The sequence below is a fragment of the Pseudoalteromonas sp. US3C1004 genome (assembly GCF_048401065.1).
Classification (GTDB): domain Bacteria; phylum Pseudomonadota; class Gammaproteobacteria; order Enterobacterales; family Alteromonadaceae; genus Pseudoalteromonas; species Pseudoalteromonas undina.
The window spans coordinates 3290396-3311275 of the sequence record NZ_CP183073.1 but is presented as its reverse complement, the minus strand read 5'-3'; the positions used below and the strand labels follow the sequence as shown (position 1 = coordinate 3311275).

Below are 20880 nucleotides of genomic sequence, written 5' to 3'. Positions count from 1 at the left end.
CGAGAGTTAACGCGTTAGCCGACGAGCACGAATTTTACGTCCTTTAATATTACCTTCGGTTAATTTGCGTAACGCTGGTTTAGATGAGTTACGCTCTACCGCAACAAATGCCACGTTATCAAGTACGTTGATTTTACCAACTTGGCGCCCAGCAACACCGTCTTTTCCGGTTAATGCGCCTAAAATATCACCCGCGCGCACTTTTTGCTTTTTGCCTGCATCTATCATCAGCGTCACCATTTCAGGTTTGTATGGCGGCTTATCTAGTAGGTTATAAGATGGCATTGGCTCAGGAGTAAAGTCACGCTCGTAATGGTCGCCAATTTGAGCCACTTTAAATTGCTCTGCCTCACCATAAATAGAACACGCAATCCCTTTTTTACCTGCTCGCCCTGTACGGCCAACACGATGTACATGAGTTTGTGGATCGTGAGCTAAGTGATAGTTAATCACCATGTCCATGTCATCAATATCTAAGCCTCGTGCAGCTACATCGGTAGCCACTAAAATAGACGCACTCTTATTCGCAAAATGAATCAGTGTACGCTCACGGTCACGCTGCTCTAAATCACCATGCAGTGCCACCGCACTAAAACCTTCATCGGCTAAATCATCACATACTTGCTGCGTTTCAACCTTGGTATTACAAAACACCACACAGCTTTGCGGGGTAAATTTAAGAAGTAACAGCTTAAGCGTTGGATAACGCTGTTTATTATTATCCATTTTGTAGAAGTATTGCTTAATCGTGCTTTTTTCTTGCTGCTCTTCTACTTTAATCATTTCTGGATTACTAAGTACACGCTTAGCAATAGCTTCGATTGATTTTGGAAAAGTAGCACTAAATAACAACGTTTGACGATTGGTTGGAATGCGATCAATTATGGCATCGAGAGTGTCTTGAAAACCCATATCAAGCATTTGGTCGGCTTCATCAAGTACCAGGGTTTCAACATCATCTAAACGCAATGTACCTTTGCGAATATGATCGTCAACTCGCCCCGGTGTACCCACAATAATATGTGCACCATGTTCGAGTGAACCAATTTGCGGCCCAATTGAAACCCCACCACACAAAGTTAAAATCTTAATGTTATGAATACCACGCGCTAGTTTACGCATCTCAACCGCCACTTGCTCTGCAAGCTCACGAGTTGGGCATAATACTAGCGACTGAATACGAAAGCGTTTTACATTTAGCTTGGCTAAAACGCCTAAACTAAATGCCGCTGTTTTACCTGAGCCTGTTTTGGCTTGGGCAATAATATCTTTGCCACTTAAAACAGGCGGTAGGCTTTGCGCCTGTACAGGCGTCATTTGGGTGTAGCCAAGCGTTGATAAATTATCAACTAACCCTGAAGGTAAGGCCAACGATGAAAAAGCAGTTGCAGTCACAGTAAATTCCATAGCAAAAAATAACTTGAGAAAAGTCTCAATTAATATGCGGCTAATAATAGCAGAATTAACAATTAGCAACCATTAGCAACGTACGATTAAAAGTTGCAATAAAGATATTGCAAATGATAGTTGTTTTCATTAAGATCTGCGGCGTTTTACTACTCTAATAATTCTAAGCCGGAAGCCACTAATGAAACTTAACCCTCTTTTTATTGCACTTTTAGCCAGCACCTCTGCAAATGCATTTGCCAACACCGCAAATATAGAACGCATTGAAGTTAAAGGTAGCTACTTCAACGACTACAAAGTAGATAATGCCAGTGGGGCAATGAGAACCTCAACCTCATTACTCGATACCGCACAGTCAGTTACCGTAATCACTGACACAATCGTTAATGAGCAACTAGCAACCACTCTTGGTGAAGTATTGACCAATGATGCTAGTTTAACTGCAGGGTCTAAACAACGAAACAGAGAAGTATTTAACTTACGTGGTTTTCAATTAAGCTCATCAACCGGCTACCTGCGTGATGGCCACCAGCATTGGTCTCATTACCAACAACCCATTGAAATTTTAGAGCAAGTAGAAGTTATTAAAGGCCCTTCAAGTATTTTGTATGGGCAATCAGGCCCCGGTGGCCTAGTTAACATGGTAACTAAAAAGCCAACTGCACAAACGCTATTTAGTGCCAGTGCCGATGTTGACCAACATGGTTCAACTCGCTTTATGCTTGATGCTGGCGGCGCACTCACCGAGGCTGAAGATTTACGTGCCCGTGGTGTATTAGTAAAACAAGATGTTGAATACTGGCGAGAATACCAAAATGGTGATAACCGCGAACGCGATCGCTTCTTAGGTGCCTTAGTGGTTGATTACGATATTAGCGATAATGCCCTAGTACGTGTTCATTATGATCGCACTGATGACGAAGCAGGCTTAGATACTGGCGCTTGGATAGATAATGATGCCAACATTATTGGCGATGACAAAACAATTCGTGATATGTCATGGGCCTTTACCGACATTACTGTTGAAAACATGGGTATTGATTTCAAAGTATTTTTAACCGATAACTGGCAAGTAAATTTAGGCTACAATGAGCAAACGTTTGAACGCCAGCGCTTTGAGTCAGCACCACGTAAGCCAAGTGACTTTATCGAAGGTGATAGTTACCAGTCACGTCCTTACGATCGCTTCGATGATTGGCAGTTTAAAACTGCTTTTATTGACTTCATTGGCGAATTTGAAACAGTGGGTTTACATCATCAATTACTTGTAGGCGTTAACTCACTGGATTATTACTACGGCCAATTACGCACATCTGCTGATACGATTAATTTTTCTGCCGATCAAAATGAGCCTAATCGCCCAAATATAAGTTACAAATCAGATGACACTATTAGCTCATCTGCTTACGACTACTACGGGGTTTATATCCAAGATTTAATTTCATTCTCACCAGAATGGCAACTATCACTGGGTGGTCGTTACGATAAACAAAGTAAAGAAAACAGCAATAACGAATCGTTCGTACCTAAAGTTGGTGTACTTTACCATCCAAATGCCTCTGCAACTGTTTATGCAAGTTACTCAGAAGGATTTGAGCCGCAAAACGAAACATTAGTAAATGATAAAGATGTTAATAACGGTATGAAGCTCGATGCTATTACCTCTGAGCAAAAGGAAATTGGGGTGAAATGGCAACTGTTTGATGACCGATTAATGCTTAGCGGTGCCTTATTTGATATTAGCAAAACAGGCACCTTAGTGAGTGAAGATCTTGTTAACCCTATCGGTGATATAACGAGCATTACCACGCAGGCAGGTGAGCAACGCCATAAAGGTTTTGAGCTTGCAGCTCAGGGCGCTGCAACTGACCGTTTATTTGTTATGGCATCAACCATGTATTTAGATGCTAACTATGAGCGTGATGAAAAATTAGAGGGCAAACGCCCTACTGATGCTCCAAAATGGTCTGCCTCTTTATGGACACGTTATGAACTCAATGACGCTGTTGCTTTTAATGCAGGTGCGTTCTACGAAGGAGAGCGTTTTGCTGATAACGCTAACACCGTAACAAAAGAGGGTTATACTCGTGTTGATATTGGCGCAACCTACAAGCTTAACTTAAATAACAACGATATTAACTTACGTTTAAATATTGAGAACTTATTCGATAAAAACTACCTAGCCGGTGGCGGTTTAAATAACGTTACCGTAGGTGAAGGCACTAGCGTACGTTTAGCTGCACAATTTAGCTTCTAAGCTGATTCTCTACAAAGCCCATATTAAAAAGTATGGGCTATATAAACTAATCCTATATGACATAATTACTTACAGTTTGCTGCTTTACTAATTTATCACTTGCTCTAAAGTTGTAAATTAACAAGGAGCCTTATTATGTTGCTTTTCAATACTAGTCAGTCATTCCCTCATTTTACACACGTTCAGTGCTGCCCTGACTGCAACAACAACAGCTATCACTTAGTTAATCAAAGCCGCTTTTTACGCTTTACCATTTTTCCTATATTTCCGATCAAGTTAAGCTATAAACGCGAGTGCTATCAATGCGGACATAGTGAGGCTATCAATATTAAAACGTTACCTCTGTTTGAAAAGCTTAGCCTACCAAAATACTGTATTGGATTAATTTTATTACTATGGGGGGCGTTATTTTTTTATCAAAAGCACCTCAACACTGAAGCACTAAAACAAAGCTATTTAACCTCCCCAAAAGCTTATGATACCTATTTAGTTAAAGCCGATAAGTTCACTCACGAACCATGGACACTCACTAATTTAAAAGTTGCGCAAGTACTCAGCTTTGATGAGCAATTTATAACGTTTCAGGTGAGTAATTACAGCTATAAGCGCACTAGTGCCATTACCACAGCGATGCGTGCAAGTTTATTAGTACAAAGAGATTACTTTTCTTCTCAAACTATTACTCTGCCTCGTAATGAAATAAAACGTTTATACGAAGATGACATTATATTTGACGTGCTACGCCCACAAGCATATTCACTTTATGGCGGGTTTGTGATGTTTCCACCTAAACCTAAACCTCTTTATAAAGGCTTAAAGCTCGATGAGAATAATCAGCAAGGGATTATTTACTATAAAGATAAGCAATATAACGAAGCGCTTGAAAGCTTTAACCTAGCAGCAAACTCAGGCTCACAATGGGGTCAACTAAATCTTGCTCAAATGTATCGTGATGGACAAGGTACAAAAAAGAACATTCAGCAAGCGATTTATTGGTATAAAAAAGCCATTGCTCAAGGTAATAGCAAAGCTAAATACGAACTTGAGCAACTATGCAAAACAACTAAGTGCGAATAAAATAAAGTAGCGTTACCACCGCTACTTATTTGCTTTAAATAACTTAGTATAAGCGACATGCGCAATCACAAGAACCAAACCAGCACCTATTCCTAACAGTCCGTCAAATACTAAAGGGGCTAGTATTTCTCCTGTGCTACCAGCAACCGACTGCGCATAATGAGTTACATCCACTTGGGTATGATGCAAAAGCTCAATTGCGTGTACTAAAATTCCACCACCCACTAAAAACATTGCCACTGTGCCCGCAAAGGCTAAAAACTGCATTAACCGTGGGGCTGCAGCTAATAAGGCTTTACCGAGTAATTCTCTAAACTTACTTGCGGAGAGTTTGGATTGATTAAGTAAATATAAGCCCGCATCATCAAGCTTTACAATCCCTGCTACCAGTCCATAAACACCAATTGTCATAATGATGGCAATCACACTCAATACCAGCGCCTGGTTCATTAATGTCGCCCCTGCGACCGTGCCTAATGTAATAACAATAATTTCGGCGGAAAGAATAAAATCAGTACGAATGGCGCCTTTAACTTTTTGTTTTTCATACTCTGCCAGGTCTAAATTTTCAGCACTTTCTGTCGCTTCTGCATGATGAGATAAAAATATTTTTTCTGCGCCTTCAAAACATAAAAATAAGCCACCTATCATTAAAAGTGGAGTAATTAGCCAAGGCAACCACACACTAATTAATAACGCAGCAGGGACTAATATGGCTTTATTTAAAAACGACCCCTTTGCCACTGCCCATACAACGGGCAGCTCCCTATCAGCAGTAACCCCAGTAACTTGCTGAGCATTAAGTGCCAAATCATCACCAAGTACTCCGGCTGTTTTCTTTGTCGCAACTTTACTCATGGTCGCAATATCATCCAGCAAAGTCGTTATATCATCCAGTAATGTTAAAAGGTTGGTGCCAGCCATGAAATTTCCTAACTAAAAATAAGATCTTAAACATAACGTAAAGCTATATTTTCACCAACGGTTAATTTAGCTTTGTTAAGCTCTTAATTAAACAAGGGACTCAATAAGGCACAGCCAATGAAACACGCTATCGTTATTATTGCTCTAATAGCTTTGACTGCATGCAATAAGCAGCCAGTTACAAATAACTATGTTTGCGATAACGCACCTGCAAAACTTGATATTATTAGCAACAAGCAAGCAAAGCTGAGCTTTTATGATCATGATTACATATTGAATCATGAGGTGAGTGCTTCAGGCAGTAAATACATTAATCAAGAGGTGTTATTTTGGAGTAAAGGAGAGCAAGCAATGCTAATAATTAACGGCAAAAAATACCAATGCAGCAGCAATTAACCAATAACTAACATCAAATTAAAAAACTTGCTACACTAACAAAAGTCTTAATATTGTTGATAAAGTTATGCAATCTCTCGCTATAAAACATAAAATAATTTTAGCCTTTTCAGCCATTGGCTTGTTAATGCTTACTAGCTGCATATTTTTTTACTGGTCGCTAAATCAAATTAATATCACTAACACACGTATAGAAGCGTTGGCAGTGCCTGTACAACAAGCCAGTAAAGACCTTCGTTTATCACTCCTTTCTATCACTAAATTTAATGCCATTGCTTATAGCCAAACTAAACTTAATTTACTGCTGGAAAATAAAAAGCAGGCACACGCTGAACAAACGCAGTTTTTTAGTAAATTAGAAACACTAAAAGCACAAGTTGCCCAGCAGCAAGGTATGCAAACACTTCTTACAGCTATTAACAAAGACTTCGCCCAGCTAAATACAATAAGCAACCAAATGCTTGCAGCAAAAGAGCAACGATTTAAGGCGCAAAGCTCAGCCGCAGCACTAACAATTACGTTTAATGAACAGCTTCGTGAACTCAGTAACCGCTTGCTTGATATAGAGCTCATAAACGTTGAGAGCAACCAGCAATCACTTTTGAATGCAGTATTTGGCACTGCGACTCGTGTTGATGATTTATTATTTACTTTAAATAATAATGTCAAAGGGATTGGGCAAATAACAACTTCAGAAAATATAAACGATCATCAGCAAGATACCTCTTTTTTACTCGATAATATTAAATCTAATCTTAGTTACTTAGAGCAACAAGCCGCCCAAATTGCTAATAAACTCAACGCTAATGAGCTAATTACAGCGTTTAACGATTTAAGCAGCTTATTAAATAATCCTGATGGGCTTTATGCATTGCAAAATGCTGTGCTCAATAATAAAGATAAAGTTGATCAGCGGTTTGAAAGCTTTCAACAGGCATTTATTAGTATTGAAAGTCAACTGATTGAGCTTAATAAACTGGCTGACATACGCTTTAACTCCCTACAAGAGAGCGCTAAGTCAGCGATTAATACCGGCTCTAGTTTAGTGATTATTATTGCGTTTGTTTTAATTGCTTTGCTGATTATTATTTCAGTTTTTACTACTAACGCCATGCTAAAACCGCTTAAAAAGGTAAACAAAGAACTTGCTCATATAGCCTCAGGTGACTTTTCTAAGCGTAGCAACCCCCGCAGTAAAGATGAATTTGGTACTCTGATGCATAACACTAATAAGCTTTGTGATGATTTAACTCACTTAATAAAAGCCATTAGTAACGATGCTTACGAACTAGATAATTCAGCTATTCAAACCAGCGAAAAAGGCCAGCAAATGACCATTGTTGCTAAGCAACAGCTGGAACGTAGTGCACAAGCAACCTCATTAGCACAGCAAATGTTGCAAAGTTCTCAAGCCGTACACGAACAAGCGCAAAGCACCTCTAATGAAATTACTAATGCCTCGCAATTTGCCAATGACGTTAACGACATTGCAAATAATAATAGCCAAAGCATTGAAGCACTTTTAAGCCGCTTAGATAGAGCAGTAAGCAGTACAGAAGAACTAGCTCAATATACGCAACTAATTGGTGCCATTGTCGATACCATTAGCAGTATTGCAGAGCAAACTAACTTACTGGCACTTAATGCCGCAATTGAAGCGGCACGTGCTGGTGAACATGGTCGAGGTTTTGCCGTAGTAGCCGATGAAGTACGCTCGCTTGCAGCCCGCACACAAAGTTCTACAAGCGAAATTACCACCATGATTAACACTCTACAGCAGCATACTCAAACCACTCAAACTGAAATAAATGATGGCCAACAACAGGCTAAGCATTGCGTTGAAAACAGTACTGAACTAAATAGTGCCGTTGAGCGTATTAAGAGCACGCTGGTATCGGTTAATGCCATGAGTAAAGAGATTGCAAGTGCCTCACATGAACAACTGGCAAACAGCACCGATATTCAACAAATAATGGCTAAGGTAACCGAGCAGGCCACCTTAAATGCCAACAATGCAACGACCCTAGCAAGCGAAAGTGAAGACGTTAACCAACTTGCACACTCGTTAAAAGGTGCAGTAGAGCGCTTTAAGTTTTAAGCGCAGCTAATGACTTGGCTTGTATGAACTGGGTATAATACTTTTAACTTTTTGCTAAGTAACGGCCCACAATGAAATACAAAGATCTGCGCGATTTTATCGATTTACTTGAGAAACGAGGCGAGTTAAAACGCATCAGCCAAGAAATCGACCCGTATCTTGAGATGACCGAAATTGCTGACCGCACACTGCGTGCAGAAGGCCCTGCTTTATTATTTGAAAACCCTAAAGGGTACGACATTCCCGTTTTAGCTAACTTGTTTGGTACCCCAAAGCGTGTAGCTATGGGTATGGGCCAAGAAGATGTGAGTGAATTACGTGAAGTTGGAAAATTACTCGCATTTCTAAAAGAGCCTGAGCCGCCAAAAGGCATTAAAGAAGCGCTCGGACAAATTCCGGTATTCAAGCAAGTACTTAATATGCCGGCTAAAGAAGTTAAAAAAGCCCCCTGCCAACAAGTTATTTTACAAGGTAACGACGTTGACTTAACTAAGTTTCCTATTCAGCACTGCTGGCCTGGCGATGCTGCACCTTTGATTACTTGGGGTTTAACCGTTACCAAAGGACCTCACAAAAAGCGCCAAAATTTAGGGATTTATCGTCAACAGCTATTGGGTAAAAATAAAATCATTATGCGTTGGTTATCTCATCGCGGTGGCGCGCTTGATTTTCAAGAGTGGTGTAAAGAACACCCTGGCCAGCCCTACCCTGTTTCGGTGGCATTAGGTGCAGATCCTGCGACTATTTTAGGTGCTGTTACCCCCGTTCCAGATACGTTAAGCGAATATGCCTTTGCAGGTTTACTACGTGGTAGTAAAACTGAAGTAGTTAAGTCAATCTCGAATGATTTACAAGTACCAGCCAGTGCAGAAATCGTACTTGAAGGGCATATCATGCCTGGAGAGATGGCGCCGGAAGGTCCATATGGCGACCACACAGGATACTACAACGAAGTCGACGACTTCCCAGTTATGACGGTCACTCATATTACACATCGTAAAGACCCTATTTACCATAGTACTTTTACTGGCCGTCCGCCGGATGAGCCTGCGATTTTAGGGGTGGCATTAAACGAAGTATTCGTACCAATCTTACAAAAGCAATTTCCAGAAATTGTCGATTTTTATTTACCGCCAGAAGGTTGTTCGTACCGTATGGCCGTGGTAACAATGAAAAAACAATATCCAGGTCACGCCAAGCGCGTAATGATGGGGGTTTGGTCATTCCTACGACAATTTATGTACACTAAGTTTGTTATTGTCTGTGATGATGATATTAACGCTAGAGATTGGAACGATGTAATTTGGGCTATCACTACTCGTATGGACCCTGCTCGCGACACGACGTTAATTGAAAACACACCAATTGATTATTTAGATTTTGCATCGCCCGTATCTGGCCTAGGTTCAAAAATGGGTATGGATGCAACAAATAAATGGCCTGGTGAAACAACTCGAGAATGGGGCGAACCTATTGTAATGGATCAAGCCACTAAGGATCGAGTTGATGAGCTTTGGGATAGCTTAGATATTCTTTAACGACTTTGGTCTAGGGCCTCTAGGCTATAAACTCACCCTGCGGATATGCTATTATTGCTCAAATAAAGTGCGTATCCGCTAATTTAAGGTAAAACATGCAAACATTACTCGCTGAAGTTGTTTCTATCAGCCCACTAACAGAATTTGTTCATAAAGTTATTTTAAAGCCGCAACAGCCTGTAGCATTTGAAGCTGGTCAATATTTACAGTTGGTTTTAGGTGAAAAAGATAAACGTGCGTTTTCAATCGCGAGTCGCCCCTCACAAACTGATGCATTAGAATTACACATTGGCGCATCAAACGCAGACTCTTACGCGATGCAATCATTAGAATACCTTCGTAATGCCCACAACGAGAACCAAACCGTAACTATTGAAGCAGGTTTAGGTATTTCTCAGCTGCGTTTACAGTGCGAGCGTCCGATTATTTTACTCGCCGGTGGTACTGGTTTTTCTTACGCAAAGTCAATGGCCGAGCATTTAGCTGAAATCAACTGTGAGCGCCCGGTGCTATTTTACTGGGGAGTAAAAGAAGAGTCGGCGCTATATGCACATACCGAAATGCAAGCATGGGCAGATAGCCGTGAAAACTTTAAATTTATTCCTGTCGTAGAGCATCCTACCGACAGCTGGACTGGCCACACTGGTTATGTTCATAAAGCGGTGATGAACGATATCATCTCGTTAGAACCTTACGATATTTACATGGCAGGTCGTTTTGACATGATTGGCATAGTACGTGATGATTTTATAAATCATGGCGCCACTCGTGAAAACATGTACGCAGATGCATTCGCGTTTATAAAGTAACATTAGCGCATTATTTTAAGGCACCTTAGGGTGCCTTAATTGTTTTAATTGCTAGCACTGTGATTGTTATTACCTATTAAGCTCATCAACATAAACAATTTCCTAAAATCCAATCTATAAACCATACTTTGTACAGAACATTAAGCGGGAGAAACCTAAATGTTAAATACAAAAGTAAAAGATTTTATGCAACATAAGTTGCCTCATATCACCCCTAATACAGAAATGACCACTGCCATAGCAGAGCTAGAAAAATTTAAACTACTAGGCGCGCCGGTATTTGATGATAATAAGGTGCTCGTTGGCTTTATCTCAGAGCAAGAATTACTTAAACCCTTAATGCAAAGTAGTTATTTTTGTGATGGTATGGTGAAAGTATCGCAGTTGATGCAAACAGATGTGGTAACCGTGCACGGCGATACCAATATTATGGAATTAGCAGAACAAATGAAGCCTGGTAAACCTAAAAATTACCCCGTAATCGATGGCGGTGTAGTGGTAGGTATGATCAGCCGTGCCGATATATTAAAAGCACTTTATAATAATTACGTTAGTTGTAATGCGCACATATAAAAAAATGCCACTGTAAACAGTGGCATTTTTAATTATATAACCTGAACTCTGGATAATATAAGCAACTTAACGCTGTGCGACTTTAGCTTTAAGTGCGCTTTTATCAGCGTCACTTAAATAGGCAATTTCAAGCGCATTCGCTTGCGCTTTTTCCATATCGGCTTGTGACAAACCTGCTTTTGGTGCTGCCACTGCGTACTCGTACTCAATTTCAATGCCTTCAACAGCTGGGTCATCCGTGTTAAGACAAGCTAAAATACCATGATCTAAAAACTGCTTAAGTGGGTGTTTGGTTAAATCATTCACTGTACTGGTTTGAATATTACTGGTTAAGCACGATTCAATACCAATACGGTTATCGCGTAAATAATCCATTAGTTTTGGATCTTCAATCGCTTTAACACCATGGCCTATTCTGCTTGCGCCAAGCTCGTTTAATGCTTGCCAAATACTTGGAGCACCTAACGCTTCACCAGCATGCACAGTAACAGCCAAATATGCATCACGTACTTGCTTAAAATGATCAACAAACAACTCGCCAGGATAACCAATTTCATCACCGGCCAAATCCACTGCAACCAAATCATTTTTAAAGGCAAGTAACGCGTCCAACTCGTGCTGACAGGTTTTAACTCCGTATGTACGAGACAAAATACCAATTAAGTTTGCTTTTATATCAGTATCTTTTGTTGCACTTCGGATACCATCAACCACTGCTTCAACAACGCCTTGAGGGTGTAACCCTTGGCTTTGAGCCATATAATAAGGACTAAAACGCAGCTCTACATAATCAAGACCCTGCGCTTGCGCATCTTCAATGTTTTCTATCGCAATACGTCTACAGGCATCGTAATCGCCTAGTACCGTCACTCCCCAATCAAGCTTTTGTAAAAATGCCATTAAGTTTGGCTCAGGATCAATAACCTGAACATGAGGAATAAGTGCTTCAACATTGTCCGCTGGTAAAGCGATATTAAACTGACGACCAAGTTCTAGTATGGTTTGCGCGCGTACATTACCATCTAAATGACGGTGAATATCTAGCAAAGGTATTTTTCTATTGATCATAATAGCTACTCGGTTGAATTAAAATTGCGCGAATGATACGCAGGTACAGTAATATTTCAAGTGTAGAATACTTAAAATAGCGCTTGGAGGTCTTATGTCTGCTTTTTATATAAAAAGAGTTAACGTGATAAATAAAACCAAATCATTTTAAACAGTGCATCTGCATCAATCGGTTTTGTTATATAGTTATCCATCCCCACGTTAATCGCTTTTTTAGCATCTTCTTCGTGCGCATTAGCAGATAGGCCAATAATAGGTAAATCTAAAAACCCTAATTCATTACGAATCACTTTCGTTGCCTTTAAGCCATCCATTTGTGGCATTTGAATATCCATTAATACTAAGTCGTATCTTTTATCGCTTAGCATTTTAATCGCTTCAAGTCCGTTATTAGCAATATCAACAACACCCTGCTTGGTTTCTAAAATAGCGGTAGCCACATGTTGATTTAATGGGTTATCTTCAACGAGTAGTAAGCGATACTTCGCCAGTGATAGGTTGCTTATATCTATTTTATCTAACTTACCTGAATAATATTGTGCTTTAGGTAACGGAGAATGAAGCGGTAAACTAAAGGTAAAAGTAGAGCCGTGACCTTCACTACTTTTTAAATCAATTGCTCCTCCCATCAGTTCCACTAATTTTTTACAAATACTTAAACCAAGCCCTGTGCCACCAAACTGGCGTGAGGTTGAACTATCGGCCTGAGAGAATGGGTTAAATAGCTGTTTTTGTGCCTCCTCACTAATTCCAATCCCCGTATCATTGACACTAAAATAAGTCATTTTTGCTGACTGCCAAATCTTTAATGTTACACTGCCCTTAGCAGTAAACTTAACGGCATTATTTAATAAGTTCAGCAGCACCTGCTTTAAACGAATAGGATCGGTATTAACAACTAAAGGAGCATCATGATCAACCTCAACTTGCAGTGACAAAGGCTTATTACTGACCTCAAACTGCATTAAACTCATAACTTCTTTTGCTAGAGACTTTAGCTCCACAGGTTCCTGCACTAACTCAAGTTTACCCGCCTCCATTTTTGAAAAATCGAGCACATCATTAAGCACTCTCAATAATACGCTCACCGCACCATCAGCTTGCTCTATGTAAGATTTTGCTAGTGGCCAGTCCCGCTGTTGCAGTGCTAAGTAATGCATGCCTTTAATACCATTAATTGGGGTGCGAATTTCGTGGCTCATATTGGCTAAAAACTGACTTTTTATCTCACTGGCTTTATCGGCTTTTTGCTTTTCCTGACGCAAAGTCAGCGTTTGCTTTGCCACTTGTTCGCGTATACGAACATTGGTGGCGACCACTGAAATTAAAAACATAATCAATAGCCAAACAAATAACATTCCCACTATCTGTGCTAACCAATAAATAAGCCAGGTTGACTCCGTCTTAGGTTGGTATATTTCTACCTGCCATAACCGATGCCCAATTAACAACTGATAATCTTTTAGCAACGTCATTGAGTCATGCTCAACGCTATAAAGAGTCTGTTTATTATCTACTTTATTTATATCAGTAAAGCTAATCGCGACTTCGCCACTACTATCAAATGAAAGTACCTGCGACAACTTAGCTAAGTTAACGAGTGCAATCACAAATCCTTTGAAATCCCCTTCAATATCAGGAGCACCAAATACAGGAGAAATAAAAAGCACGCTTAATTCATCATCTGTAGGGGCTAACTTAAATGGTTTACTCAGTACCAACTCATTAAGAATTTTTGCTTTATTAAGGGCATCGCGAATATCTATATCAGAGCTCAAATCGAAGCCCAACAAATCTTGCGTGTTCTTTATAGGATAAATGTATTTTATGGGGTAATAAGTATTGCTAAAGGGTGCTTGTTGCCACTGTCCATTCGCCATTCTTTGCTTTATAACGATACTTTTGTCCCATTCAGCAGGATCATTAATAGACTTGGCAGTAATCATTGGTACCCAATTTAACGCTAAAATCTCTTCACTATAGCTCAACTGCTTAGAGGTGAAATGATTAAACTCATCAAGGCTAACTTGATCACTACTTGCTAAAAATGCACCTAACAAAGATAGATGAGCAGCCACTTCATCTAACTTCTGATTAATGGCACTTTGCGTCATTAGTACTTTGGCGTCTTGTTTTTGAAGGTCTTTTTGTTTTTTTACACTGGCCGCGCCATAAAAACTAATACTGATAATGGCGTAAATAAGTAACGCAGGTAAAATAACTTGTAGCCGATGACGCAACTGCGAATAGTTAAATATAGCCAGTACTAACGGGGTAAAAATCAGCACCCCAATTGAGTCACCTATCCACCAAGTAATAAAGGTACTGATGACATCAGATGTGCTAATAAAATGATTTAAAACAAGTAGACTAGTTCCTGCTCCAGCAGCTATGACACAACATAGCGGCCCACCAATCACCAAGCTTTGAATACTAAGTTTTAAAGAAGATAAATTAAGGGGAGCTTTAATGACTTTGGTAATAAGGAATGCACCAAGCCAAGCCTGAAAAAATATAGCGCAACTAACCCCGAGGGATTGGATTAATATTTGCCAATTTAAGATATCAGCGGAGTTATCTAAGTGAATTAAATTAACAAAAACCGCACCGGCAAAAATGCCAGCATAAGCACGACGCCCCCATAGTAAAAAGCTTGCCAGCGCAATACCAGCCGGAGGCCAAGAGGCAACCGCATAACCGTTAACAGCAAATAAAAAGTTACTTAGATAACCACTAAAGAAATAAGCGCATGCGAGGCTAAAAGATAATGTAAATACATTTTTCACAACCGTCGCTCCTGCGCTTTTATTATTGATTTATAACTATAATTGATTATTGGTAGAGTACAAGTGCCTTATCTAATTGTGCACTGTGCTCATAACTTAATATCGCTTGTTGTCGATACTGTGCTTTATTTTCGCTATTGAGTGCTTTGTCAAAAACACGTGCTGCTAAGTCGTAATCACCTTGTGCATTGGCTAAACACGCTAACGCTAATAGTAACGCATTATTATGCTCATCTTTTTTTAGTCGCTCTTGAATACTTGATTGCAGCTTATAAGCATTACTTGGTGCAGTTTCACTTAAAATATAAGCCAGCTCATCATGCTGTTTTTGCTTGAGTAATTTAATTAGCTCATTTTCGATGCTTGCTAACTGCCCTGTTTTGGCCATTTGGGTTAAATAAGCCGTGTGCGCATGCGCCTGCAACTTTTTACCTAAATGTTGGTATTTAGCGGTTAACTCATCACTTGCTTGCGCAGCAAAATAAGCTAAAAACACTTGCTGCCATTGGGTATCATTCAAGGCATTTTTGCGTAATAAACGCGGTAAAAAGTCTTCAAGCAATTTAAAATGCTGTTGTTGCACTAACACTTCGGTGTACAACTTCAAATCAAGTACCGTAGCTTTTTTAGATTCTGCAGCCACCCGTATTTGCGGCTCAATTACACTACTGTCGCCACTAGCTAACCATAACTTAGCCACTTTAAGTTGTTGCTCTGGGCTGATTTCAAATAAACGCTCAAGCGCTTTATCTGGCTGATTATTTGCAAGTGCGGCTTTTGCTAATAATGCTAAACGTATATCGTCAAATTTAGCAGGCACACTATTGCTTGATAGTGCACTTTCTACTTGCTCGTAATCATCATTAATGAGGCTCCACAATGCTTGCTCTATTGCCGCATGTTTACGCTCTTGGCTTCGCGCAAAAAAGCCATGCTTAGTGTTTCTGTATATAGATAAACAATAACGCACTAGCTTATAAGTTAAATATAAAGCCGCTGCGCTCAGTGCTGCCATAATACAAAACGAAACAATTGTGCCCTCTATGGTGGTATTGTTAAATGAAATCAGCACATAGCCTTTTTCATCTAACACAAAGGGGGTAATCGCTAGCACCAACACAATAGCGACAATAAAAATAATCAGCCCTATCATTGTGCCCACTCCTTCACTTTTTGAGTGCTTTGCAGTGTCACTTCAGGATTAAAGTTAAGCGATTCTTTTTCAAGATTGGCTAACGTCTGTATTACCACTTTTGTTGCATCGTCATCTTGTTTAAAGTATTCATTAACCAAACGTTTTGTATCATTCAAAGCGTTAAAATAAATACTAGCTTGTTTACCCATTAATGCGTCTTGCGCCTGAGTAATATTAAGCTTGATGCGCTGGGTAATTAAATGACGCTCTCGGTCAGTTAATAGTGGCTCAATTAATACGCCTTCATGATGGCGAATAGTAATAAAGCTATCGACTATTTTATTCCAACTATTAAGAATGTTTTGTTGCCAATCACTAACATCTTCAGAGAGTGCATTCTCATCACTTATACTCGCCTCTTCAGGCAAATTAACCGCATTAAATACCAAGTCATCAATACGCTTTATTACGCTGTTTAATTGTAAATAAATCGCTTCTGTCGCAACGGGTTTAATATTGTCGAGTGTTTGTATGTCTTGTGTAATTGCTTGACGCAACTCAAGCGTACCAGAATGGTCGCTTAACAATGAATCTAAACGTTTAAGCACGGCACTGGTGCCTGGGTAATCTTGTTCTGCCCACAGTTTAAATTCAGCCATGCGTTGCAAGCTGGTGACCTCTTGTGGATTTAATGTATTACCACTTTGTTGCACCTTTTGCAGCGCGGCTTTTAATGCTTGTTGATTTTTTACAGAGTTTTCATTGAGTGCCATAGCGATTTGTTCTTCGCTATTAAGCAACGCTTGCTGCAAACTAAGCTGCTCAGATTTAAGCGCTTGCAGCTCTTGTTGTAGCATTTTATTTTGTTCTGTCAGCGTATTAACTGCTAAACTTTGCACTTTACTGGCATTAAGCTTTTGATAAAACTCATAACCCACACCGCTGGCAACAAGCAAGGAAATCACTAACGCAACGCTACCTACTTTACTTACTTTTTGAGGAGCGCTCTGCGTTTGGTTATTCGCATTTACAGAGTCACTTTTAGTCGTATTAGAGGTGTTTTTTGCTGTTGGCTGCGCTGATTTTTCTACTTTTGACGTCGCTGACTGTTCACTCATTTTGCTACCTTGCTGATTAATGCAGGTAAACATAGCGTGGTCGCTAGCTCCTGCCGCAGTATGTATATGGGTCGAATTTATTTTTTGTTGCTGTAAATAAGTACCTATGCGCTCACTGGCAACGTAAAATTCGCACTGTTGTAACCATGTTAGTTGCGCCGCCGAGATAGTATTAAATATGGCGTCAACTGCAGCATTACTTGTAATGACTATACCGTGTACATTATGGCTTTGCCAGTGGTCTATCCAGTTAGCTGAGCTAGGCTCTACTGGCTCACGTTGATACACCACACAATTATTTAAATAAGCACCACGTTGCTTCAAGGTTTTTGCTATTTCAGGTCGCCCGCCAATACCTTTGACCAACACAATATTACTGCCATCAACATCAGCCAAAGACTTAAGCGCGAGTAATCCCTCAGAGTCATGTTGTTTTGGTAGTGCGGCACGCACACCAAATACTTCATAAATAGTATCAGCTGTTTGTTGCCCAACCCCATAAAACTGTGCTTTGGTATTAATAGCAGGCTTAAGTGCATTTAATGCATGCACCGCATCCTGTGAAACAAAAATAATTTTGTCAGCGTTCACCAGCGGGCTTAATTCAACGTTTGTTGGCATTAAGTAGGTTATTTTTAAAACTGGATATAAAGACGCTTGATAACCCGCTTGCTCAAGTTGCTCTGCAAGGGCTGCGCCTTTTCCTTCGGGCCGAGTTATCAAGATATGTTTCATTATGCGTCTCGATATACGTCAGCTAGAATTTTATCTGCGCCTTGTGCTAATAATTTTTTAGCCAGCTCTACACCTAACTTTTCAGCATCATCAACGTGACCGCTAATTTCATCGCGTAAAATTTCACTGCCATCAATCGCACCGACCAAACCACGTAAGTGTACTTGGTCACCCTCAACCAATGCATAAGCACCAATTGGCACTTGGCAGCCCCCTTCTAAATGGCGGTTCATTGCACGCTCAGCGTTAACACGAATACGTGTTTCGTTATGCTCAAGCGGCGCTAACAATGCTTTCGTCACGGTATCATCTATACGACACTCAATGCCTACGGCGCCTTGGCCATTAGCAGGTAACGAGACTTCTGGTTCAATAAAGTCACGAATACGCTCGCCCATTTCTAAACGAATTAGGCCTGCAGCAGCGAGTATAATGGCATCATATTGGCCGCTATCAAGCTTAGCTAAACGTGTATTTACATTGCCACGTAAGTCACGAATTTCTAAATCCGGACGCATCGCTCTAACTTGACACTGGCGACGTAAACTTGAAGTCCCCACAATAGCGCCTTGTGGTAGCGCATCAATATTGGCAAAGTTATTTGATACAAACGCATCACGCGGATCTTCACGCTCACAAATAGTGTGTAACTCTAAATCATCCGGAAACTCTACCGGCACATCTTTCATTGAATGCACTGCAATATCTGCACGGCCATCTAGCATGGCTTGCTCTAACTCTTTTACAAATAAACCTTTGCCGCCAATTTTAGCTAGCGGTGTATCTAGAATAATGTCACCTTGAGTCGACATTGGCACGAGCTCTACACGCACGTCATCATGAAAATGCTCTAGCTGCGCTTTTACAAATTCAGCCTGCCAGAGTGCCAATGCACTTTTACGAGTGGCAATGCGAACTAACTTTGTTTTTTCAGTCATAAAATATCCATTAATAATTACTAGCTTTTAGAATTAAAACTTATTCAATCTAAGGCTATTTAATTTGCTAAAACTCTAAATTCTTTTTGAGCGATGAGCAGCCCGTTTTCATCAACTACATCAACGCGCCAATGCCCTAATTGAGTATCCATAATATTTTTAGTTGAGTACGTTCTGTAACGCGGAGAAGTGACCTTAAGCGCCACTTCAGCCATTATTTCACCTTCAAATAACCACACATGTTTTACCTGCTGTCCCTGTAAGTTTTTAAGCTCACTAAAAAATGACAGCGACTCTTCAAATTGATTCAAACGCACATCGGCGGCAAATACATTGGTTGGCTCACGGTTACTGACACTGCGAGTCAGAACTGCACGGCTAATTGTGGCTGTATCTATTTTGGCTCCCACAGCTACACTAGCAATGTGTGCGGATGCAGCAAATTTCTTTTGCTCAACTGGCTTTGCCCTAACAGTCTCAACTTCAGGGTCTTGAGTGTCTATTGCTGCAATGGTTGCTTCTTCAGGCTCAGCAGTGATCGTTGGCTCTACTTCTTGCTTAATAATACTTTGTTGAACTTCAGGCTCCGATGGTACCGGTTCAGTAATAGAAGCTGATTTTTGCTCAACTGAGGAAAAGGTTTTAGGGTCTGCAATCGCGACACTGCTTGCCTGCTCCTCATCTGCATCTATGGCTTTTTCACTCTCTACTGGTGCTGCATTATCATCGCTTAGCGACACAATTGCTGTTTGTTGCTCAGTAAAATCAAGCTGCTCATTAGGATGCGACGTCCCTTGATCAGCATTCACGGCGCTAGACAGGCCGTAAATAACCGCTGCAGAGATCATAATCACCAACATAGAAATACTCACAATCCGACGCCAATGCCACTCATAGCTCACGTTAGGTTCGCTTACCTGTGGTTCACGTTTTACATTTGCTGTTATTACTATTTTTTGACTCATTTTGACCCTCAGCGGCTCCTAAACTAACTTAAGCGAGAAATTAACCATTGGCGCACAGCTTGTAACTCTTGTGTACAAACCTGATGCCCCATTGGGTATTCTTGCCAACTTACATCCATGTTATGCGTTGATAATACTTCGAACGCACTTCTACCCGCGCTATGCGGTACAACGTCATCTTGGCTACCATGAGCCATAAATATATTTAACTGTGTTTGTTTTGCTTCATCTGCCAATTTATGTGGCACACACATGTAGGTTGACAGCGCCATTACACCAGCCAGCTTTTGTTCTAAACGCGGTGCTAAATGCAGAGATACAACACCACCTTGCGAAAAGCCCGCTAAAATAATTTTACTGGCAGGTATGCCGTTAGCAATTTCTTGTGTAATGAGTTGCTCAACTTTTGCAGCTGATTCTCTAACCCCTTGCTCATCGGCACGTTTATCTAAATCCATAGATTTAATGTCGTACCATGAGCGCATTTGCATACCGCCATTAACTGTAACAGCCTGCATAGGCGCGTGCGGAAAAATAAAACGCACTCCTAACTCAGTAGGTAAGTCGAGCTGCGGGGCAACAGGTGCAAAACCATCACCTGAATCACCTAAGCCATGCAGCCAAATCACCGTGGCTTTATGGGCGCTTTGCGCTGGGTATTCTACAAACCCTAAACTCATAGTGTTGATTGCCATTTAATTTCTTGACCCGCTTGGCGTGTAGACGCTTCGTTAATGAAGCTCCAAAACTCTGCACCCGAGCGGTTATCAATCCATTGCCCATCACGCATTTCAAAATGGTGACCATTAAATTTTGTTGCTACCCATACTTGGTGCAAAGGTGCTTGCTTATTAATCACAATCTTACTGCGATCTGGAAAAATAATTTCTAAAATACCTTGAGCCGATTCATAATCTAAATCTGCTTCACAATCATCAACTTGTTCTTCAATAGTGAACATAAGAGCTTCTGCTAACTGGTGATATTCGTGATCAGTCATCGTTAATTTCCTTTGCAGGCGAGGCGCCTAAATAATGGGTGCATGTTTATAGAGCT

Annotated in this window: 17 protein-coding genes; 7 read left to right on the top strand and 10 right to left on the bottom strand. The window is 40.4% G+C overall.

The annotated features are described in order from the left end of the window. Positions 1-6 precede the first annotated feature (6 nt). Positions 7-1395 (bottom strand): ATP-dependent RNA helicase DbpA, encoded by a 1389-nt coding sequence (gene dbpA / locus ACNSN3_RS15450; protein ID WP_054202866.1) that lies wholly within the window; start codon positions 1393-1395, stop codon positions 7-9. Between the two features lie 193 nt (positions 1396-1588). Between dbpA and ACNSN3_RS15445 the strand changes: the two genes are divergently transcribed. Both ACNSN3_RS15445 and ACNSN3_RS15440 read left to right on the top strand, forming a co-directional pair. After that, complete coding sequence (locus tag ACNSN3_RS15445; RefSeq protein WP_418608041.1) at positions 1589-3664, top strand: TonB-dependent siderophore receptor; 2076 nt, start codon at positions 1589-1591, stop codon at positions 3662-3664. 135 nt (positions 3665-3799) lie between these two features. Beyond that, the gene (locus tag ACNSN3_RS15440) at positions 3800-4741 is read left to right on the top strand and encodes a tetratricopeptide repeat protein (RefSeq protein ID WP_418608039.1); all 942 of its coding nucleotides are present in this window, start codon (positions 3800-3802) and stop codon (positions 4739-4741) included. 21 nt (positions 4742-4762) lie between these two features. Here the strand turns inward: ACNSN3_RS15440 and ACNSN3_RS15435 are convergent, their stop codons facing one another. Continuing rightward, complete coding sequence (locus ACNSN3_RS15435) at positions 4763-5665, bottom strand: DUF808 domain-containing protein (protein ID WP_418608037.1); 903 nt, start codon at positions 5663-5665, stop codon at positions 4763-4765. A 117-nt stretch (positions 5666-5782) separates the two neighbouring features. Here ACNSN3_RS15435 and ACNSN3_RS15430 point away from each other — a divergent pair, with 117 nt between their 5' ends. The 5 genes from ACNSN3_RS15430 (at position 5783) to ACNSN3_RS15410 (ending at position 11079) form a co-directional block, all read left to right on the top strand. Then, positions 5783-6061, top strand: coding sequence for an MliC family protein (locus tag ACNSN3_RS15430; protein ID WP_010392663.1), 279 nt, complete (start codon positions 5783-5785; stop codon positions 6059-6061). Between the two features lie 67 nt (positions 6062-6128). Continuing rightward, positions 6129-8159 carry a methyl-accepting chemotaxis protein gene (locus ACNSN3_RS15425; protein ID WP_418608035.1) on the top strand — a complete coding sequence of 677 codons (2031 nt, stop codon included), beginning with the start codon at positions 6129-6131 and terminating at the stop codon, positions 8157-8159. A 71-nt stretch (positions 8160-8230) separates the two neighbouring features. Continuing rightward, positions 8231-9697, top strand: coding sequence for a 4-hydroxy-3-polyprenylbenzoate decarboxylase (gene ubiD / locus ACNSN3_RS15420; protein WP_418608033.1), 1467 nt, complete (start codon positions 8231-8233; stop codon positions 9695-9697). A 95-nt stretch (positions 9698-9792) separates the two neighbouring features. After that, entirely contained in the window at positions 9793-10506 is a 714-nt protein-coding gene (gene fre / locus ACNSN3_RS15415) for an NAD(P)H-flavin reductase (protein ID WP_418608031.1), read from the top strand. A 159-nt stretch (positions 10507-10665) separates the two neighbouring features. Further along, the gene (locus tag ACNSN3_RS15410; RefSeq protein ID WP_054202871.1) at positions 10666-11079 is read left to right on the top strand and encodes a CBS domain-containing protein; all 414 of its coding nucleotides are present in this window, start codon (positions 10666-10668) and stop codon (positions 11077-11079) included. A 66-nt stretch (positions 11080-11145) separates the two neighbouring features. Here ACNSN3_RS15410 and add read toward each other — a convergent pair whose 3' ends face one another. From add to cyaY, 8 genes are all read right to left on the bottom strand, one after another. After that, complete coding sequence (gene add / locus ACNSN3_RS15405) at positions 11146-12147, bottom strand: adenosine deaminase (RefSeq protein WP_008109049.1); 1002 nt, start codon at positions 12145-12147, stop codon at positions 11146-11148. 119 nt (positions 12148-12266) lie between these two features. Beyond that, positions 12267-14933, bottom strand: a complete 2667-nt coding sequence (locus tag ACNSN3_RS15400) for an ATP-binding protein (RefSeq protein WP_138622461.1) — start codon at positions 14931-14933, stop codon at positions 12267-12269. A 46-nt stretch (positions 14934-14979) separates the two neighbouring features. Continuing rightward, positions 14980-16086, bottom strand: coding sequence for a heme biosynthesis HemY N-terminal domain-containing protein (locus ACNSN3_RS15395; protein ID WP_010392648.1), 1107 nt, complete (start codon positions 16084-16086; stop codon positions 14980-14982). Next, positions 16083-17921 (bottom strand): uroporphyrinogen-III C-methyltransferase, encoded by a 1839-nt coding sequence (locus ACNSN3_RS15390; protein ID WP_418608029.1) that lies wholly within the window; start codon positions 17919-17921, stop codon positions 16083-16085. The genes ACNSN3_RS15395 and ACNSN3_RS15390 overlap by 4 nt, the downstream gene beginning before the upstream one ends. Then, positions 17921-18859 (bottom strand): hydroxymethylbilane synthase, encoded by a 939-nt coding sequence (gene hemC / locus ACNSN3_RS15385; protein ID WP_418608027.1) that lies wholly within the window; start codon positions 18857-18859, stop codon positions 17921-17923. The genes ACNSN3_RS15390 and hemC overlap by 1 nt, the downstream gene beginning before the upstream one ends. Before the next feature lie 59 nt (positions 18860-18918). After that, positions 18919-19824, bottom strand: coding sequence for a DUF2914 domain-containing protein (locus ACNSN3_RS15380; protein ID WP_418608025.1), 906 nt, complete (start codon positions 19822-19824; stop codon positions 18919-18921). Between the two features lie 23 nt (positions 19825-19847). Further along, positions 19848-20504: an alpha/beta hydrolase gene (locus ACNSN3_RS15375; protein ID WP_008109038.1), complete on the bottom strand. Its 657-nt coding sequence runs from the start codon at positions 20502-20504 to the stop codon at positions 19848-19850. Beyond that, the gene (cyaY, locus tag ACNSN3_RS15370) at positions 20501-20824 is read right to left on the bottom strand and encodes an iron donor protein CyaY (protein WP_008109036.1); all 324 of its coding nucleotides are present in this window, start codon (positions 20822-20824) and stop codon (positions 20501-20503) included. Before cyaY ends, ACNSN3_RS15375 begins: the two co-directional genes overlap by 4 nt. Positions 20825-20880: the final 56 nt, after the last annotated feature.

What these genes read in the sequence shown, in the direction of transcription:
- ACNSN3_RS15445 (WP_418608041.1), top strand. Translation starts at nt 1,589, where the DNA reads ATGAAACTTAACCCTCTTTTTATTGCACTTTTAGCCAGCACCTCTGCA.
- ACNSN3_RS15440 (WP_418608039.1), top strand. Translation starts at nt 3,800, where the DNA reads ATGTTGCTTTTCAATACTAGTCAGTCATTCCCTCATTTTACACACGTT.
- ACNSN3_RS15435 (WP_418608037.1), bottom strand. Translation starts at nt 5,665, where the DNA reads ATGGCTGGCACCAACCTTTTAACATTACTGGATGATATAACGACTTTG.
- ACNSN3_RS15430 (WP_010392663.1), top strand. Translation starts at nt 5,783, where the DNA reads ATGAAACACGCTATCGTTATTATTGCTCTAATAGCTTTGACTGCATGC.
- ACNSN3_RS15425 (WP_418608035.1), top strand. Translation starts at nt 6,129, where the DNA reads ATGCAATCTCTCGCTATAAAACATAAAATAATTTTAGCCTTTTCAGCC.
- ubiD (WP_418608033.1), top strand. Translation starts at nt 8,231, where the DNA reads ATGAAATACAAAGATCTGCGCGATTTTATCGATTTACTTGAGAAACGA.
- fre (WP_418608031.1), top strand. Translation starts at nt 9,793, where the DNA reads ATGCAAACATTACTCGCTGAAGTTGTTTCTATCAGCCCACTAACAGAA.
- ACNSN3_RS15410 (WP_054202871.1), top strand. Translation starts at nt 10,666, where the DNA reads ATGTTAAATACAAAAGTAAAAGATTTTATGCAACATAAGTTGCCTCAT.
- add (WP_008109049.1), bottom strand. Translation starts at nt 12,147, where the DNA reads ATGATCAATAGAAAAATACCTTTGCTAGATATTCACCGTCATTTAGAT.
- ACNSN3_RS15395 (WP_010392648.1), bottom strand. Translation starts at nt 16,086, where the DNA reads ATGATAGGGCTGATTATTTTTATTGTCGCTATTGTGTTGGTGCTAGCG.
- ACNSN3_RS15390 (WP_418608029.1), bottom strand. Translation starts at nt 17,921, where the DNA reads ATGAAACATATCTTGATAACTCGGCCCGAAGGAAAAGGCGCAGCCCTT.
- hemC (WP_418608027.1), bottom strand. Translation starts at nt 18,859, where the DNA reads ATGACTGAAAAAACAAAGTTAGTTCGCATTGCCACTCGTAAAAGTGCA.
- ACNSN3_RS15380 (WP_418608025.1), bottom strand. Translation starts at nt 19,824, where the DNA reads ATGAGTCAAAAAATAGTAATAACAGCAAATGTAAAACGTGAACCACAG.
- ACNSN3_RS15375 (WP_008109038.1), bottom strand. Translation starts at nt 20,504, where the DNA reads ATGAGTTTAGGGTTTGTAGAATACCCAGCGCAAAGCGCCCATAAAGCC.
- cyaY (WP_008109036.1), bottom strand. Translation starts at nt 20,824, where the DNA reads ATGACTGATCACGAATATCACCAGTTAGCAGAAGCTCTTATGTTCACT.